The sequence below is a fragment of the Arthrobacter flavus genome (assembly GCF_039526005.1).
Lineage (GTDB): Bacteria > Actinomycetota > Actinomycetes > Actinomycetales > Micrococcaceae > Arthrobacter_D > Arthrobacter_D flavus.
In genome coordinates this window covers 66,546-83,144 of the sequence record NZ_BAAAIJ010000051.1, presented here as the reverse complement: position 1 = coordinate 83,144, position 16,599 = coordinate 66,546, and the positions used below count along the sequence as shown (strand labels likewise).

The window sequence follows — 16,599 nt, the reverse complement described above, 5'->3', positions numbered from 1 at the left end:
GCGGCGGGTAGCTTGCTAGTCGTCGTCGTTCTTGGAACCCAAGGTGGTCTTCTGGACCTGCATCAGGAACTCGACGTTCGACTGGGTTTCCCGGATCTTGTTGGTCAGCAGCTCAAGTGACTGCTGTTCGCCCAGTCCGGAAAGGACACGGCGCAGCTTCCACATGATCTTGACCTCGTCCGGGGACAGCAGCTTCTCTTCACGGCGGGTACCCGACGCGTTGACGTCGACTGCCGGGAAGATCCGCTTGTCCGCGAGGTTCCGGGACAGGCGCAGCTCCATGTTGCCGGTGCCCTTGAACTCCTCGAAGATGACCTCGTCCATCTTGGATCCGGTCTCCACGAGCGCGGTAGCGAGGATGGTGAGCGAGCCACCGTTCTCGATGTTGCGTGCCGCACCGAAGAAACGCTTCGGCGGGTACAGCGCAGCCGAGTCGACGCCGCCGGAGAGGATGCGCCCGGACGCCGGGGCGGCCAGGTTGTAGGCACGGCCCAGGCGGGTCATGGAGTCGAGGAGCACCACAACGTCCATTCCCATCTCGACCAGGCGCTTGGCGCGCTCGATGGAGAGCTCGGCGACCGTGGTGTGGTCATCAGCGGGACGGTCGAAGGTGGAGGCAATGACCTCACCCTTGACCGTGCGCTGCATGTCGGTGACTTCCTCGGGCCGTTCGTCAACCAACACCATCATGAGGTGGACCTCGGGGTTGTTGATGGTGATCGCATTGGCGATGGCCTGCAGGATGAGCGTCTTACCTGCCTTGGGCGGGGAAACGATCAGACCACGCTGGCCTTTGCCGATCGGCGCCACCAGGTCGATGACGCGGGGTCCGATCTTCTTGGCCTCGGTCTCGAGGCGCAGGCGTTCGGTCGGGTACAGCGGAACCAGCTTGGCGAACTCGACGCGGTCCTTGAGGTCCTCGGCTGGCTTGCCATTAACCGAGGTGACGCGGATCAGTGCATTGAACTTCTGCCGGGTGTTGTTCTGATTCTCGCCGTCGCGGGGGGCACGGATGGCACCCACCACTGCGTCACCCTTGCGCAGGTTGTGCTTCTTGACCTGTGCGAGGGAAACGTAGACGTCGTTGGGACCGGGCAGGTAGCCGGAGGTCCGCACGAACGCGTAGTTTTCCAGGACGTCGAGGATGCCCGCGACGGGCAGCAAGACGTCGTCCTCGGTGACCTCGACGTCGTCAACCTCGGGGTTCTGATTGCGGTTCCGCCGACGATCGTTCCGGTCGTTGCGGTCACGGAAGCGGTTGCCACGATCATTGCCTCGATCGTTGCTGTTGCCACGGTCGTTGCTGTTGCCGCGGTCGTTGCCGTTGTCATCACGGGAGTTCCGGTTACGGCGGTTGCGGTTGCGCCCCCGGCCGTCGTCCTCCCGGTTGTCGTTGCCGTCGTTGCGGTTGTTGGTCCGGTTGTCGTTGCCGTCGTTCCGGTTGTCGTTCCGGTTGCGTCCGCCACGGTCATTGCGGCTGCCCGAGTCGTTCTGGTCGTTGGAGTCATTCGACTCCGCTGCGCCCTGGGCGTTCCGGTCGGTGTTGTTCCGGTCGGTGTTGTTCCGGTCAGTGTTGTTCCGGTCAGCTCCGCGCGAGGTGTCATCCGACGACGTCGTCTCGGATGCCTCGTTCGCGGTGCTGTCGGCTCGTTCTTCGCCACGTCGTCCACGCCGGTTCTCCCGGGGCGCGCGGCCACGGGTACGTTCGCCACCGTTATCGCGGCTACCGTTGTCGCGGCCACCGTTGGTGCTGTCCGCGGTCTGGGCGTCGTCGCCGGTTGACGGGGCAGCTGCGTCAGGCTGTGCTGTCTCAGCGGCGGGCAGGCTCACGACTCCGTCGGAGCCGGCGCGCCGGTTCCGGTTCCGGGTGCGCGATGGACGCTCGGTCTGCTCTGGCGCAGTGCCCTCGCTGTCCTGTGACGTCTGGGCTGCTGTGTCAGCGTCGCTGCTGGTGGCACGGCTGGAAGAACGTCGCGAGGACCGGGTGGAGCCGTTTGACTGGCTGGCTTCCGACTGTGCGGCGCCGTTCCCCTCGGTCGGGGCGGCGTCCTTGGGACGATCCGCTACCGCCGAACCACGCTGATGGTCTGAAATGGCCGATACCAGGTCGCCTTTGCGCATCCTGGAACCGCCGGTGATGCCCAACTGACCGGCAAGAGCCTGGAGCTGGGCGAGCTTCAGCCCGGCAAGGCCGGAGCTTTTGGAAGCGGGAGCGTCGGCTGTGCCGGCGTTTGATGTGTCCACACCTGATAACAGGTCAGTGGTTTCAGTCACGAAGGATCCTTCCCCCTCGTCGGGCGGTCCACCTCTGATGTGGACCGCGTTTGGTTAGCCCCGCCGCCGTTATACATTCTGGTCGGATGGGGTTCGGTCCTGCCGGAAGAGTCCGACCTGGCCGTGCGTGCTGGGAACCTTCGGAAGTAAGTAGGCTGTCGGTTTATCTTCGAACCGCTAGCACTCTGTACATTCGTGGGAGGTTACACCGGAGGTGATGCGACTGCTGATAACCATGCAGCTTTGCGGCGGTCAAAAGAAAATGACGGCCAGATCAGCAGAAGCACTCAGGTGAACAATTAACCATCCTGCCACAATGCGACTGTTTGAAACAGTAACGACAGTTACGACGGGTCACAGCTCGTTCCGTTGGTGCACCACCAGTTTAGCACCCTCGGGGGCCACGGTCAGCTTTAGGACGCGCCATCCGGTCGAGGAATTCTTATCGGTGGTCTCGTCAGCCAACGAATGAATGAGCTGTTCAACAGTCCTGGCCTCGGCGTCGCTGGTTGCGAAGGTCATCACCGTGGGACCGGCCCCCGAGATCACCGCCGGAAAACCCTGGGCACGCAGCTGCCGCATCAGGGTGGCGCTGGGCAGCATTGCCTGGGCCCGGTACTCCTGGTGCAGTGCATCCTGGGTGGCGTCCAGCAAAAATTCAGGTTCCCGTGACAAGGCATGAACCAGCAGGGCCGCGCGGCCCGCGTTCGAGGAGGCACTTGCATGCGAGACAGACGCGGGGAGCAGCGCCCTCGCTGTCTCAGTCGACAGGCTGGTGGCAGGAACGGCAGCTATCGGAATGATGGAGGGGTGCACCGCTACCCGGGTACTGCGGAAGACTCTTCCGGTTTCCCAGGAGATGGCTAGCGCACCCAGCAGGGCCGGCGCCACATTGTCGGGGTGACCCTCCAGGGTGGAGCACAGCTGGAGCAGACCCGCCGAGTCCATTTTTTCGTCGTCCGGCAGGAGGAAATTGGCAGCCAGCACCGCCGAGACGATCGCTGCCGCCGACGACCCGAGTCCCCTGCCGTGCGGGATCAGGTTCTGCGTCTCCAACTCAAGCCCCGGGCAGCCGAACCCTGAGCGTTCCAGCGTCTCAAGCAGCGTGCGGGCCACCAGATGGGTTTCATCGCCGGGGAGCTCCCCTGCGCCCTCGCCGGTCACCGTGACGGTGACGGTGCCGGTGGTGGTGGTCCGCACCGTGACAGTGTCAAACAAAGAAACGGCAAGACCGAGGGTGTCGAATCCCGGCCCCAGGTTAGCGCTCGTCGCGGGGACGCTGATCGTTGCCTCCTGGCCCGCCGCCACCATCCTGGTGCCGGTGGAGCGCCGCTCGACCGCTGGTGAGGGCACCCGTTCACTCACCGGCAGTACCCTCAAGGCCCAGCGCTGTGGCTACGCTGACGACGTCGAAATCGACCTTGGTGGGCTCGACATCGGACCCGTCGGCAGCTTTCAACGCCCACTGGGGGTCCTTGAGGCCATGGCCAGTCACAGTGATCACGATGGTCTTGTCGACTGGAGCGAGGCCTGCCGCGTGCTTCTTCAGCAGGCCAGCCACTCCGGCCGCCGACGCTGGCTCCACGAAGACACCCTCACGCGCCGACAGCCAACGGTGCGCCTCAAGGATTTCCTGATCGGTGACGGCTTCAATCAATCCACCCGACTCGTCGCGTGCTGCAATCGCCTGATCCCAGGAGGCCGGGTTACCGATCCGGATGGCCGTCGCAATGGTGTCCGGCTCCGTGACCGGGTGGCCCTTCACCAGGGGGGAAGCACCCTCGGCCTGGAAACCCCACATCACTGGACGCTTGGTGGCGACCGGCGGCAGCACCGTGCTATCGCCGACGAGATGGGGGTTGGAGTAGGGCTCGGAGTATTCCTTGTACCCCTTCCAGTAGGCGGTGATGTTGCCAGCGTTGCCGACCGGCAGCAGGTGATAGTCGGGGGCATCACCAAGAACGTCGACCACCTCGAAGGCACCGGTTTTCTGCCCCTCGATACGTGCGGGGTTGACCGAGTTGACCAGGAATACCGGGTAGGCCTCGGCGAGCTTCCGTGCGACGTCCAGGCAGTTGTCGAAGTTGCCGTTGACCTGGAGCAGTTCGGCACCGTGGGCGATGGCCTGGCTGAGCTTGCCCATGGAGATCTTGCCGTCCGGGACGAGCACGGCACAGGTGATGCCCGCCTGGGTGGCGTAGGCAGCAGCCGAGGCCGAGGTGTTTCCGGTGGAGGCGCACACCACTGCCTTGGCGCCGGCCTCGATCGCGGCCGTCATGGCCATCGTCATGCCGCGGTCCTTGAAGGACCCGGTGGGGTTCATGCCTTCGACCTTGAGGAAAACCCGTGATCCGGTCAGTTCCGAGAGTGCCTTCGCCGGGACCAAAGGTGTCCCACCCTCGCCGAGGGTGATGACCTGGGTGGATTCTGTCACGGGCAAACGATCTGCATATTCGCGGATAACGCCGCGCCACTGGTGAGCCACTTAGGCTCCTTCCACTCGGAGGACACTGGTCACCGAGTTGATCACGGCGAGGTGCTGGATCTGTTCAACTGTTGCGGCAAGGGCCGCTTCGGTGGCGCGGTGGGTGACAATGCGAATTTCAGCCGTCGCCTGGCCAGGATCACCCGCGGGATGGATGCTCTGCCGCAGGGTTTCAATGGACACGCCCTGCTCGGCGAACAGCTGCGCGATCCGCGCCAGGACCCCTGGCTGGTCAGCGACGTCGAGCCCGATGGAGTAGCTGGTGCGGACAGCGTCGATACTCATGGACGGGACATGGCCGGTGGTGGTTTCGGTCCGACCGGGGCCGCCCAACACCATGCGGCGCGCAGCGCTGACGACGTCGCCCAGCACCGCTGACGCGGTGGGGGTACCGCCGGCACCCTGACCGTAGAACATCAGTTCGCCCGCGTTCTCGGCCTCGATGAACACCGCGTTGAAGGCACCGTGGACTGCGGCCAGCGGATGATCGCGGGGCAGCAGGGTCGGGTGCACCCTGACGCTGACGCCCTCAGCCCCGGCCCCGTCGGCGTCGTCCCGCGGCAGCAACTCGGCGATGGCCAGCAACTTGATGACAAACCCTGCGTCCTTGGCCGCGGCGATGTCCGCAGCAGTCACCTGGGTGATGCCTTCGCAGTAGACGTCGTCAAGGGCGAACCGGGTGTGGAAGGACAGGGACGCGAGAATGGCGCCCTTGGCCGCGGCGTCGTGACCCCCGACATCGGCAGTCGGGTCGGCTTCGGCATAGCCCAGGCGCTGGGCTTCGGCCAGGGCGTCGTCGAACTGGGCGCCGGTGGTGTCCATCTGGTCAAGGATGAAATTGGTGGTGCCGTTGACGATGCCCAGTACGCGGGTGATGCGGTCACCGGACAGGCTGTCCCGGATGGGACGCAGAATGGGGATCGCACCAGCCACCGCCGCCTCGTAGGACAGCTGGACCTTTGCGGCGTCTGCCTTCTCGTAGAGGGTGGGACCGTCGAGGGCGAGCAGCGCCTTGTTGCCGCTGACCACCGTAGCGCCGTGTTCGATCGACCGCAGGATCAGTGACCGCGCGGGTTCAATTCCGCCCATCAGCTCGATCACGATGTCGGCGCTCTCGACCAACGCCTCGGCATCGGTGGTGAAAAGCTCGCGCGGCAGGTCCACGTCGCGGGGCGCGTCAATGCTGCGCACTGCAATTCCGGTCAGTTCAAGCCGGGCGCCGGTCCGCGCTGCCAGCGCGTCAGCATCCTCCAGCAGGATGCGCGCCACCTGGGATCCCACGTTGCCGCAGCCCAGCAAGGCGATCCGAAGTGTCGACATGGTGCCGGTGTTCGAAGCTGTATCAGGTGAAATAGTGTCGCTCCTGCAATCAGTTGTTGGTGCGGGGGATGTCGCGGGCCAGGATGTCGTCCTCGGTTTCGCCGCGCACAATCAGTCTGGCCTGGCCGTTCCGGACTGCTATCACTGGCGGGCGGGGCACCCAGTTGTAGTTGCTGGACAGCGCCCAGCAGTATGCGCCGGTGCCCGGCACAGCAACCAGGTCACCGGCATCGGTGTCCGCAGGGAGGTAGACGTCCCTGACCACGATGTCGCCGCTCTCGCAGTGCATTCCGACCACGCGGGACAGCACACCGGTGGCATCCGACGAGCGGGAGGCCAGGACCGCCGAGTAGTCGGCGTCGTAGAGGACCGGGCGGGGGTTGTCACTCATCCCACCGTCCACCGACACATAACGCCGGGGGGCAGTGTCACCGCCCTCGACGTCGACCCTCACGGTTTTGGTGGTGCCCACCCGGTACAGGGTGAACGTTGTTGACCCTACGATCGCGCGGCCAGGCTCGATGGAAATCCTGGGGACGCGCAGTCCGAATTTGGCGCAGGTGGAGCGGACGACGTCGGCCATCGCCATGGCGATCTCTGCCGGTGGGCGGGGTGTGTCGGTCTCGATGTAGGCAATCCCATAGCCGCCGCCGAGGTCGAGCTCGGGTAGCTCGACGCCGTGGCGGTCCCGCACGTCCGCCAGGAAGGCGAGCAACCGGCGTGCCGCCAGTTCGAAACCCTCGGACTCGAAAATCTGCGACCCGATATGGCAGTGGACACCCAGCAGGTTGACCGCGTCGTGGCCCAGCGCCGCGGCGACAGCCTGGGCGGCGGGTGAGGACTCGCCGTCGGCCAGGGACAGCCCAAATTTCTGGTCCTCGTGGGCGGTGGCAATGAACTCGTGGGTGGAGGCGTGCACACCGGGGGTCAGCCGGAGCATGACGTTGGCGATCGTGCCGCGGGCGGCGGCCAGGGCCGCCACCCGTTCAAGTTCGGGGAGGCTGTCCACCACGATGCGTCCGAGCTTCAGGTCAAGCGCACGGCCCAGTTCGGCGTCGGACTTGTTGTTCCCGTGCAGGCCGAGGTGTTCGCCGGGTATTCCCGCGCGGATGGCGATGGCGAGCTCCCCGCCGGAACAGGTGTCGAGGCGGAGGCCTTCCTCAGCCACCCAGTGCGCGATTTCTGTGCACAGGAACGACTTTCCCGCGTAGTAGACGTCCACTCCCCCGCAGAGGTCGGCAAAGGCGGCGTCAAACGCGTCCTTGAAGCTCCGGGCGCGGGTGCGGAAATCGTCTTCGGACACGACGAACAGCGGCGTACCGTACTGCTCCGCCAGGTCACTGACTGTCAGACCACTGATGGTGAGCTCGTCAGCGGGGCGGTCGACGTCGCGAGCCCACAGTGCGGGGTTCAGCCGGTTGACGTTGTCGGGGTAGCTGAGCCAGCCGGGGGCCAGCGGCGACGGGTGGTTCAGGTTCACTTCAGCTCCGGTTCCCATCGTCACATCCGCTCCGGTGCCGACACACCCAACAGCCCCAGGCCGTTGGCGAGAACCTGCTGCGTGGCGTTGTTAAGCCAGAGCCGGGTGCGGTGCAGATCGGTGACCGGTTCGTCGCCCAGCGGCGCGATCCGGCACGCGTCGTACCAGCGGTGGTAAGTGCCGGCGATGACCTCGATGTGGCGTGCCACCCGGTGCGGTTCGCGGAAGGCCGCGGCCTGGGCCACCATCCCGGGGAACTGGCCGAGCGCCGCCAGCAATTCGCCCTCGGTGGGGTGGCTGAGTTCGGAGGCGTCAAACGCGCTCGTGTCCACGCCGGCTGCGGCCGCATTGCGCTCCACCGCATGGGTCCGGGCGTGGGCGTACTGGACATAGAAGACCGGGTTGTCGTTGGTCCGCCGGGTGAGCAGATCAAGGTCGATGTCGATGTTCGAATCCGCCGAGAAGCGGGCGAGGGTGTAGCGGGCGGCGTCAACCCCTACGGCGTCAACCAGGTCTTCGAGGGTGACTACCGTGCCGTTCCGCTTGGACATCCGGACGGGGGCGCCATCCTTCATCAGGTTGACCATCTGGCCGATCAGCACCTCGACGGTGTCAGGATCGTCGCCGAGCGCAGCAGCTGCGGCCTTGAGCCGGGCCACATAGCCGTGGTGGTCGGCGCCGAGCATGATGATGTTCAGGTCGAAGCCCCGGCGGCGTTTGTTGACGAAGTAGCCGATATCGCCTGCGATATAGGCGGGGTCGCCGTCGGACTTGATAACGACCCGGTCCTTGTCGTCACCGAATTCGGTGGACCGCAGCCACCACGCGCCGTCTTCGAGGTAGAGATTGCCGGAGGTCTTCAGCTTCTCCAGCAGGCCCTCCACGAACCCATCCTGGAACAGCGAGTGTTCGTGGAAGTAGACATCGAAGTCGACGCCGAAGTCATGCAGCGACTTCTTGATGTCGCCGAACATCAGGTCGACGCCGAGCTCGCGGAACCGTTCGATCGACTCGTCCTGCGACAGGTCCAGGATCGCGGGGTCAAGAACCAGCACCCGGGCGGCGATGTCGTCGATGTAGGCTCCGCCGTAGCCGTCTTCGGGGGAGGGCTCACCCTTGGCGCTGGCCCACAACGAGCGGGCGAACCTCTCCACCTGGGCACCGTGATCGTTGAAGTAGTACTCCCGGGTCACCTCCGCGCCCTGGGACTGGAACAGCCGGGCCAGTGCGTCGCCGACGGCCGCCCACCGGGTACCGCCGAGGTGGATGGGGCCCGTGGGGTTCGCCGAGACGAATTCCAGGTTGATCTTGGTGCCGGCCATGAGCCCGCTGGTGCCATAGCCGGACCCGGCGTCGACAATTGAGCGGGCCAGCTCACCTGCGGCGGCGGCATCGAGGGTGATGTTCAGGAAACCGGGACCGGCGATCGCTACGGTCTTGACGCCGTCGAGCTGTTCCAGCCGTCCGCTGAGGATCTGGGCGAATTCGCGCGGGTTCATCCCCGCCTGCTTGGACAGCTGCAGGGCAATGTTGGTAGCCCAGTCTCCGTGGTCCCGGCTCCGTGGTCGCTCCACCCGCACCTCAGAAGGAAGCTCGACGTCGAATTCGCCCGCGGCGACGGCGTCTTTCAGGCATGCGGAAATGGCGGCAGAGAGTTCTTCAGGAGTCACCAGTCCAGCATAACGGCGCACGCCGCTGCGGCCATTTCCATGACGCAGCGGCGCCCACCAGGCGAGGACAGGCCAGGGGTTTTCGTCAAGGGCTGCTTCCCTGATAAGCTCAGTGAGTCCCATTTCGGGGCCGGTCCGACCGGCATCCAGCCTTCGTAGCTCAGGGGATAGAGCGTCTGCCTCCGGCGCAGAAGGTCGTAGGTTCGAATCCTATCGAGGGCACAGAACAACCCCCAGATTTCAGTGAAATCTGGGGGTTGACTGCTTTAAGAAGCCGATCCCGGCTTGGTGCGCCACACGTAGAGGTCCCGGAGCAAGGCGATTTCCGCCAGGTGATGAATCATCTCCCGGTTGACGTGCAGTATCAGCGCGCCCATGGGGGCGGCCGCAAAGTCGTGCTCTGCGGGACCCACCGCCCGATCCAGTGCCGCCGGATCCAGCCCCGCGACCCCGGCACTCCACTGCTCATACAACCCGTCCAACCGCTTGAGCGCCTCTGCAGCAGTACCCGGATAATCGAAGGTTTCATAATCAATTGGCTCGCCCCCGAAGTGTGAGCCCACCCGGGCACCCAAAACCCCGACCATCAGGTGGCCCATCCGCCAGGCAATCGTGGTGACCGGAGCTGGCACCGGCTCCGGATACGTGAAGTCAATGGTGAGGGCGCCGCTCCCCACCTGAAGGTCCGCCGCTCCGGTCCCGCGGGGACGCACACTCCAGCAACCGCCCACCGGTTCCCAGAAGTATTCCGCATCCGTCAAACTGGCCAGCCGGGGGCGCGCCTGATGATCCCAATGCCACCGAAGTTGGTCGGTCAATTCCTTGATGAGGTCCATCCCGTCAGAATAGGGGCTATTCAGGACAGCTACTGACCTGATCAGGGAGTATTTTGGAGCCATGTTGGAAACCTCAGCGCGGCTGCTCCACTTGCTTTCCCTGCTTCAGCTGCGCAGGGAGTGGACCGGCTCCGCGCTGGCAGACCGGATGGAAGTCACCGAGCGCACTGTCCGTCGCGACATCGGCAAACTCCGCACCCTGGGCTACCCCATCCACGCCTCGCCCGGCGTCGCCGGTGGCTACCAATTGGGCGCTGGCGCGCAGTTGCCTCCGTTGTTGCTCGACGACGATGAGGCGCTCGCTGTCGCCCTCGGACTCAGCGCCGTCACAGCCAGCCCGGTCGCCGGAATCGGCGAGGCATCGGTACGGGCGCTCACCAAGCTGGAGCAGGTTCTTCCCAGCCGGCTCCGGCCGCGGTTCGCCGGGCTGCGAAGCGCCGTCACCAGGATGGCGGCCGTGAGCACACCGGTCCGACCCGAAATCCTCACCGCACTGTCCTCAGCCATCACCGAACGACGCACCGTGGTGTTCCGGTACTCGCGCCAGGATGGCGAGTCTTCCCGTCGACTTGTTGAGCCTTACCGGCTCGTGGACACCGGCAGGCGCTGGTACCTGGTGGCATGGGACACTCTGCGTGAGGATTGGCGGACGTTCCGGGTGGACCGGTGCCAGAGCGTTCCGGCACAACGGGAGCGCTTCACCCCGCGCCCGCTTCCGGCACGGGATCTTGCCCTCTATGTACAGCAGTCAGTGACGCGTTCCCCCTACCAGTACGACGTCGTCGTGCGGCTGACCGGCACCATCGACGAGGTGTCGCAAAAAGTGTCCCCGGATACCGCCGAGCTCCAGAGCGACGGCGAGGGGCACACCCTGATGAGGGCCGGCTTCGATTCGCTCGACTGGCCGCTGATGCATCTGGTGGCGCTGGAGCTCGAGTTCGAGATCCTTGAACCGCCGCAGATGCGGGAGCGGGCCCGGTTGGCGGCAGCCCGGTTGACCAGGGCATCGGGAGATAGTCCTACCGCCTAGAATTGGAAGCAATCATGGCACTGACTATCTCCTATCCCCCCGAACTGCCGGTTTCCGAGCGACGCGCTGACATTATGGCCGCGATCGCCGCGAACCAGGTGACGATCATTGCTGGCGAAACCGGCTCCGGCAAAACCACCCAGATTCCGAAAATGTGCGTGGAGCTGGGACTCGCCGAGAACGGCCTGATCGGGCACACCCAACCACGACGCCTGGCCGCCCGCACCGTTGCAGAACGTATCGCCGAGGAATTGGATGTCAAGGTGGGAGCCGAGGTCGGTTTCCAGGTGCGGTTCACCGGCGAGGTCAGCCGCAGCACGAAGATCAAACTGATGACTGACGGGATCCTGCTCGCGGAGATCCAGCACGACCGGCTGCTGAAGAAATACAGCACCATCATCATCGATGAGGCCCACGAGCGGAGCCTCAACATTGACTTCATCCTCGGGTATCTGAAGCGGATCCTCCCCCAGCGCCCCGACCTGAAACTCATCATCACCTCCGCCACCATCGATCCGGAACGCTTCGCCGCGCACTTCGCCGCCGATGAAGCTGTGAGCGTCAAGCAGCCGGCCCCCATTATCGAGGTCTCCGGCCGCACCTACCCGGTGGAGATCAGGTACCGTCCGCTCAGCCAACCGGCCAGCGAAGCTGATGACAGCGCCGACCCTGGTGACCAGGAGGAGGACCGCGACCCCCTCGATGCGGTGTGTGACGCCGTCGACGAACTCGCCACCGAAGCACCCGGGGACATTCTGGTGTTCTTCTCCGGCGAGCGCGAGATCCGTGACGCTGCCGACGCCCTCCGCGCACGGGTGCAGGTCAACCCGCGGCTGAAGGGCACCGACATCCTGCCGTTATTCGCCAGGTTGTCGCTGCAGGAACAGCACCGGGTCTTCAGGCCCTCCGGTCCGGGACGCAGGATCATCCTCGCCACCAACGTCGCTGAAACCTCCCTGACCGTTCCCGGAATCAAGTACGTGATCGATACCGGCACCGCCCGGATCTCCCGCTATTCGCACCGCACCAAGGTGCAGCGGCTCCCGATTGAGCGGGTGTCCCAGGCTTCCGCCAACCAGCGCTCTGGCCGTTGCGGCAGGGTCTCGGATGGTATCGCCATCCGCCTCTATTCGCAGGAGGACTTCGAGGCCCGGCGCCCGTTCACCGACCCGGAGATCCTGCGCACCAACCTGGCGGCGGTCATCCTGCAGATGAGCGCCATGGGAGTCACCCGCGGGCCCAAGGACGTCGCCGATTTCCCTTTCGTCGAACCACCTGATTCCAAGGCCATCAACGACGGCGTCACCCTGCTCAAGGAGCTCGGCGCGCTCGACCCGTCGGGCAGCATTTCGAAGGTCGGCCGGAAGCTCGCGCAGCTCCCCGTGGATCCGCGCCTGGGCCGGATGATCGTCGAGGCCGGGGAACGTGGATGCGCCAAGGAAGTGATGGTCCTCGCCGCGGCCCTGACCATCCAGGATCCGCGCGAGCGCCCACAGGCCGACCAGGGCGCCAAGCTGCAGACCGCGACAGCGATGCACAAACGGTTCCTCGACGAGAATTCGGATTTCACCGGGTATCTGAACCTCTGGCGGTACTTACAGGAGCAGCAGAAGGAACTGTCCTCGACCCAGTTCCGCAAGCTGTGCCGCAATGAGTTCATCAACTACCTGCGGGTGCGTGAGTGGCAGGACCTCTTTGCCCAGCTCCGGCAGCTGGCGAAACCGCTGGGCATCACCCTCTCCCCTGACCCGGTGGATCCGGTGGGCAACGACACCCCGATTCACATCAGCCTGCTCTCAGGCCTGCTCAGCCACATTGGCCTCTACGACCAGCGCAAGCGGGAGTACGCCGGTGCGCGGGGCACGCGGTTCGCGGTGTTCCCCGGCAGTGCCCTCTTCAAGAAATCGCCGGACTGGGTGATGGCCGCCGAACTGGTCGAGACCTCACGCCTCTGGGCGCGGGTGGCCGCGAAATTCGATCCCCTCTGGGCCGAAGAGGTGGCACCGCACCTGGTCAAGCGCAGCTACAGCGAGCCACACTGGTCCCGGAAGATGGGTGCGGTGATGGCCCATGAGAAGGTCACTCTGTATGGGGTCCCGATCATCCCCCAGCGCCGCGTCAACTATGGGCGGATCGACCGCGAGGTTGCCCGCGACATGTTCATCAGGCATGCCCTGGTGGAGGGCGACTGGAAAACCCACCATAAATTCTTCCATCGCAACAAGGCACGCCTCGCCGAGATTGAGGAGCTGGAAAACCGGCTGCGCCGCCGCGACCTGATGGTCGACGACGAGACCCTCTTCGAGTTCTATGACGCCCGTGTGGGTCCAGAAGTGGTGTCCGAACGGCACTTCGACTCCTGGTGGAAGGACACCCGCCACCGTCAGCCGGACCTGCTCGATTTCCTACCCGGTGACCTGCTCGCCGGAAACAGCGACCTGGATGAATCAGCGTTCCCCAAAACCTGGCACCAGGGAAGCTTCGAGCTGCCGCTGGGCTACGAGTTCTCCCCCGGTGTGCAGGGCGCGTCTGACGGCGTGACGGTACAAATTCCCGTGGTGTTCCTGAACCAACTCGACGCCCGGCCGTTCCACTGGCAGATTCCGGGGCTCCGGGTGGAACTGGTGACAGCCCTGATCAAGTCGCTGCCCAAGCAGATCCGCAAGAACTTCATTCCAGCCCCCGATGTGGCACGCAGCGCCGTCGCCGCGCTGCACACCGACTTCGATCCGGCACGCGACGACCTTGAAGAGTCCCTGGAACTGGTACTCCGCCGGTTGAAGGGCCACGTCATCGCCCCCGGGTCGTGGAACCGGAGCGTCCTTCCCGAACATCTCCTGATGAGCTTCCAGGTGATCGACGGACAAGGCCAGATCCTCGACGAGGGCACCGACCTTGCCGCCCTGCAGGAACGTCTGGCTCCGCAAACACGCCGCGCGATCGCCGAATCCCTCGGCGCCACACCCGCTACCACCCGCCCGGCGAAAGCACCCGCCCACGCGAGGTCAGGTGCCAACTCCCAACCGACGACCCCCCAGCCGGCGCATCCCGTGGACATTGGGATCACCGAGCGGTCCGGCCTGACCTCGTGGACGTTCGGCAACCTTCCCCGGCAGGTGACCCGGCTGGTGAACGGCCACACGGTGACGGGCTACCCGGCGTTGACCGACGAGGGCACCGCCGCCGGTATCGCCGTCTTCCCCACCGCTGCCGAGCAGGGCGCCTCCATGCGCGATGGAGTCATCCGGCTCCTCGTGGTGCGCGTCCCCAGCCCTGCCAAGTATGTGCTGGAGCATCTCAGCAACGCCGAGAAACTCACCTTCAGCCAGAACCCGCATGGCAGCGTTGCGGGACTGATCGAGGACTGCACGCTGGCAGCGGTCGACAAGCTGACCCCCGAGGCGCTGCCCTGGACCGAGGCCGAGTTCAACTCGCTGTACGAAACCGTCAGGGCCGAGCTCATCGACACGGTCTTCACCGTCACCGCCACAGTCGAAAAGATCCTGTCCAGCACGCGCAGGATCGAAAAGCAGCTCAAGGGCTCAACCAGCCTCGCCCTGATCACCGCGCTGAACGACGTGCGGAGCCAGCTGGAACAGCTCGTCTACCCTGGTTTTGTTGCGAAAACCGGGTACACGCAACTCAGCCACCTCCCCCGTTACCTGACCGGCATTGAGACCCGGGTCGCCAAACTGGCCGGCAACGTGCAGCGCGATTCGCTCGGCACGGCGGTGGTCCAACGCCTGGAGGACGAGTACGACGACGCCGTCGCCGCCCTCGTTCCCACGGGCCGGACAACGCCCCCGGCATTGCTGCGCGTGCGCTGGATGCTTGAGGAGCTGAGAATCAGTCTGTTCGCGCAGGAGCTCGGCACCGCGTACACCGTTTCGGAGAAGCGGATCCGCGCGGCCATCGGCGAGGCGATGGCCGCGCAGCGCACCGGGGTGGGTTCGACCGGGTAGCTAACGACGGCGGCTACCCATCAGTGGGCACCTGCTCGCCGAGCCCGGCCGACCGCAGGGCTGCCCGCAGCGCAGCAGCGTTGGCGTCGAGCCTGGCCGGATCCGGGTTGTGGTCGACCGCATGAACGTCGAAATCCTTGGCGCTCTGCGTCGGCCAGACATGGACGTGCAGGTGTGGCACCTCGTACCCCTCCACCAGCACACCCACCCGTTTTGGCGCGAACGCGGTGGTCTGCGCCTTCGCGATGGTCTGGGCCACCGCCATCACCTTGCCCAGCAGCTCGGGTTCCGCGTCCACCCAGTGCGCCACCTCCTGCCGGGGCAGCACCAGGGTGTGCCCGTCCGTGAGCGGAGCGATCGTCAGGAACGCGACGACGTCGTCGTCCTTCCAGATGAAGCGCCCCGGAATGTCGCCGTCGATGATCTTGGTGAACAGGGTACTCATGCAAACTCCTTCAATCCGGGATCGAGTCACCACACATAACGGGTTTCATGTCGAAAACCGGTTATTTGTGGTGACTCGATGGTGGGGTGTGGGTCATTCGGTGGGTTGGGTGTGGGTCAGGTCAGGCACCGGTGGCGACCGGCAGGCCCGAGCGGGATGACCACTGGGACCAGGACCCCGGATAGAGCGCCGCCGGATAGCCGGCAATCTCCAGGGCAGCAATCTGGTGGGCTGCCGTAACGCCCGATCCGCAGTACACCGCGACGTCGACGGCGTCGGACACGCCGAATGCCTCAAAGCGCCGGCGGAGATCGGCGGGTGTCTTGAACCGCTGGTCCGGGGCAAGATTGCCGGTGGTGGGCGCACTCACCGCACCCGGAATATGGCCGGCTTTGGGGTCGAGTGGTTCCACCTCACCGCGGAAACGCTCTCCGGCTCGCGCGTCGAGCAGCACCCCGTGCTCGGCGATGCCCTGGACACCCTCGATGTCGGCGACCGGCATTGCACCACTGCCGGACGTTTCGTCGAGGCTCAGTTCCACCTCGCCGAGGCAGTGCTGTTCCTCGCCCCCTTCAGTCTCGTAGCCGGCATCGACCCAGGCGGTGAGGCCGCCGTCGAGCAGCTGGACCGTGTCGAGACCGGCCCACCGCAACAACCACCAGAGCCTGGCGGCCGAGGTATTGCCTGAATTGTCATAGGCCACCACCACGTCGCCGTTGTTAATGCCCCACTGCCGGGCTGCTTCCTGCAGTTGATCGAGGGCAGGGAGCGGATGCCTGCCCTCCCGCACTGACGGTTCACCGCTGAGCGTGGCTTCGAGGTCAACGTACACGGCGCCGGGGATGTGGGCTGATTGGTAATGACCGTGGCCGTGGGGATCGCCCAACGCCCAGCGGACATCCAGCAGAACCGTCTGCAGGCCGGAGGTCATCCGGTCCCGCAGGGTCTGCACGTCCATCAGAGTCTTCATCAAGATCTCCTTTTAATGTGACCGGCAACACTGCCGGACCTGATGTAATCCAGTCCACCACAGCCCGGGCCGGTACTCCAACCTCACCGCCAACCACTTTCCGTGCCTCCGTTGGGAGGCCGGTAGG

11 protein-coding genes and 1 tRNA gene are annotated in these 16,599 nt (G+C 65.2%); 3 read left to right on the top strand and 9 right to left on the bottom strand.

All coding sequences use genetic code 11. The features are described 5' to 3' along the window. Nucleotides 1-15: 15 nt before the first annotated feature. The 6 genes from rho to argS form a co-directional block, all read right to left on the bottom strand. Nucleotides 16-2,274 (bottom strand): transcription termination factor Rho, encoded by a 2,259-nt coding sequence (rho, locus tag ABD059_RS13095; RefSeq protein WP_343880739.1) that lies wholly within the window; start codon nucleotides 2,272-2,274, stop codon nucleotides 16-18. Between the two features lie 354 nt (nucleotides 2,275-2,628). Beyond that, nucleotides 2,629-3,639, bottom strand: a complete 1,011-nt coding sequence (gene thrB, locus ABD059_RS13090; RefSeq protein ID WP_343880737.1) for a homoserine kinase — start codon at nucleotides 3,637-3,639, stop codon at nucleotides 2,629-2,631. Continuing rightward, complete coding sequence (thrC, locus tag ABD059_RS13085; RefSeq protein ID WP_343880735.1) at nucleotides 3,632-4,759, bottom strand: threonine synthase; 1,128 nt, start codon at nucleotides 4,757-4,759, stop codon at nucleotides 3,632-3,634. Before thrC ends, thrB begins: the two co-directional genes overlap by 8 nt. After that, nucleotides 4,760-6,079, bottom strand: a complete 1,320-nt coding sequence (locus ABD059_RS13080; RefSeq protein WP_343880733.1) for a homoserine dehydrogenase — start codon at nucleotides 6,077-6,079, stop codon at nucleotides 4,760-4,762. Nucleotides 6,080-6,128: 49 nt separating this feature from the next. Next, on the bottom strand, nucleotides 6,129-7,577 hold the full coding sequence (gene lysA, locus ABD059_RS13075; RefSeq protein ID WP_343880731.1) for a diaminopimelate decarboxylase: 1,449 nt from the start codon (nucleotides 7,575-7,577) through the stop codon (nucleotides 6,129-6,131). Between the two features lie 2 nt (nucleotides 7,578-7,579). Then, nucleotides 7,580-9,229 (bottom strand): arginine--tRNA ligase, encoded by a 1,650-nt coding sequence (gene argS, locus ABD059_RS13070; protein WP_343881077.1) that lies wholly within the window; start codon nucleotides 9,227-9,229, stop codon nucleotides 7,580-7,582. A 149-nt stretch (nucleotides 9,230-9,378) separates the two neighbouring features. On the opposite strand from argS, the gene ABD059_RS13065 reads away from it, so the two are divergent. After that, a tRNA-Arg gene (locus tag ABD059_RS13065) sits at nucleotides 9,379-9,451 on the top strand. A gap of 44 nt (nucleotides 9,452-9,495) precedes the next feature. Here ABD059_RS13065 and ABD059_RS13060 read toward each other — a convergent pair. Further along, nucleotides 9,496-10,128 (bottom strand): DinB family protein, encoded by a 633-nt coding sequence (locus tag ABD059_RS13060; protein ID WP_343880729.1) that lies wholly within the window; start codon nucleotides 10,126-10,128, stop codon nucleotides 9,496-9,498. Between ABD059_RS13060 and ABD059_RS13055 the strand changes: the two genes are divergently transcribed. Beyond that, nucleotides 10,127-11,095 carry a helix-turn-helix transcriptional regulator gene (locus tag ABD059_RS13055; protein ID WP_343880727.1) on the top strand — a complete coding sequence of 323 codons (969 nt, stop codon included), beginning with the start codon at nucleotides 10,127-10,129 and terminating at the stop codon, nucleotides 11,093-11,095. The genes ABD059_RS13060 and ABD059_RS13055 overlap by 2 nt on opposite strands. Before the next feature lie 14 nt (nucleotides 11,096-11,109). Beyond that, nucleotides 11,110-15,057, top strand: coding sequence for an ATP-dependent RNA helicase HrpA (gene hrpA / locus ABD059_RS13050; protein WP_343880725.1), 3,948 nt, complete (start codon nucleotides 11,110-11,112; stop codon nucleotides 15,055-15,057). A 13-nt stretch (nucleotides 15,058-15,070) separates the two neighbouring features. Here hrpA and ABD059_RS13045 read toward each other — a convergent pair whose 3' ends face one another. Continuing rightward, the gene (locus ABD059_RS13045; protein WP_343880723.1) at nucleotides 15,071-15,502 is read right to left on the bottom strand and encodes an HIT family protein; all 432 of its coding nucleotides are present in this window, start codon (nucleotides 15,500-15,502) and stop codon (nucleotides 15,071-15,073) included. A gap of 121 nt (nucleotides 15,503-15,623) precedes the next feature. Further along, nucleotides 15,624-16,472 carry a sulfurtransferase gene (locus ABD059_RS13040; RefSeq protein ID WP_343880720.1) on the bottom strand — a complete coding sequence of 283 codons (849 nt, stop codon included), beginning with the start codon at nucleotides 16,470-16,472 and terminating at the stop codon, nucleotides 15,624-15,626. Nucleotides 16,473-16,599: the final 127 nt, after the last annotated feature.

Bases quoted from the DNA above. Each gene is read 5' to 3' on its own strand.
- ABD059_RS13080 (WP_343880733.1), bottom strand. From the start codon at position 6,079: ATGTCGACACTTCGGATCGCCTTGCTGGGCTGCGGCAACGTGGGATCC.
- lysA (WP_343880731.1), bottom strand. From the start codon at position 7,577: ATGGGAACCGGAGCTGAAGTGAACCTGAACCACCCGTCGCCGCTGGCC.
- ABD059_RS13055 (WP_343880727.1), top strand. From the start codon at position 10,127: ATGTTGGAAACCTCAGCGCGGCTGCTCCACTTGCTTTCCCTGCTTCAG.
- ABD059_RS13060 (WP_343880729.1), bottom strand. From the start codon at position 10,128: ATGGCTCCAAAATACTCCCTGATCAGGTCAGTAGCTGTCCTGAATAGC.
- hrpA (WP_343880725.1), top strand. From the start codon at position 11,110: ATGGCACTGACTATCTCCTATCCCCCCGAACTGCCGGTTTCCGAGCGA.
- ABD059_RS13045 (WP_343880723.1), bottom strand. From the start codon at position 15,502: ATGAGTACCCTGTTCACCAAGATCATCGACGGCGACATTCCGGGGCGC.
- ABD059_RS13040 (WP_343880720.1), bottom strand. From the start codon at position 16,472: ATGAAGACTCTGATGGACGTGCAGACCCTGCGGGACCGGATGACCTCC.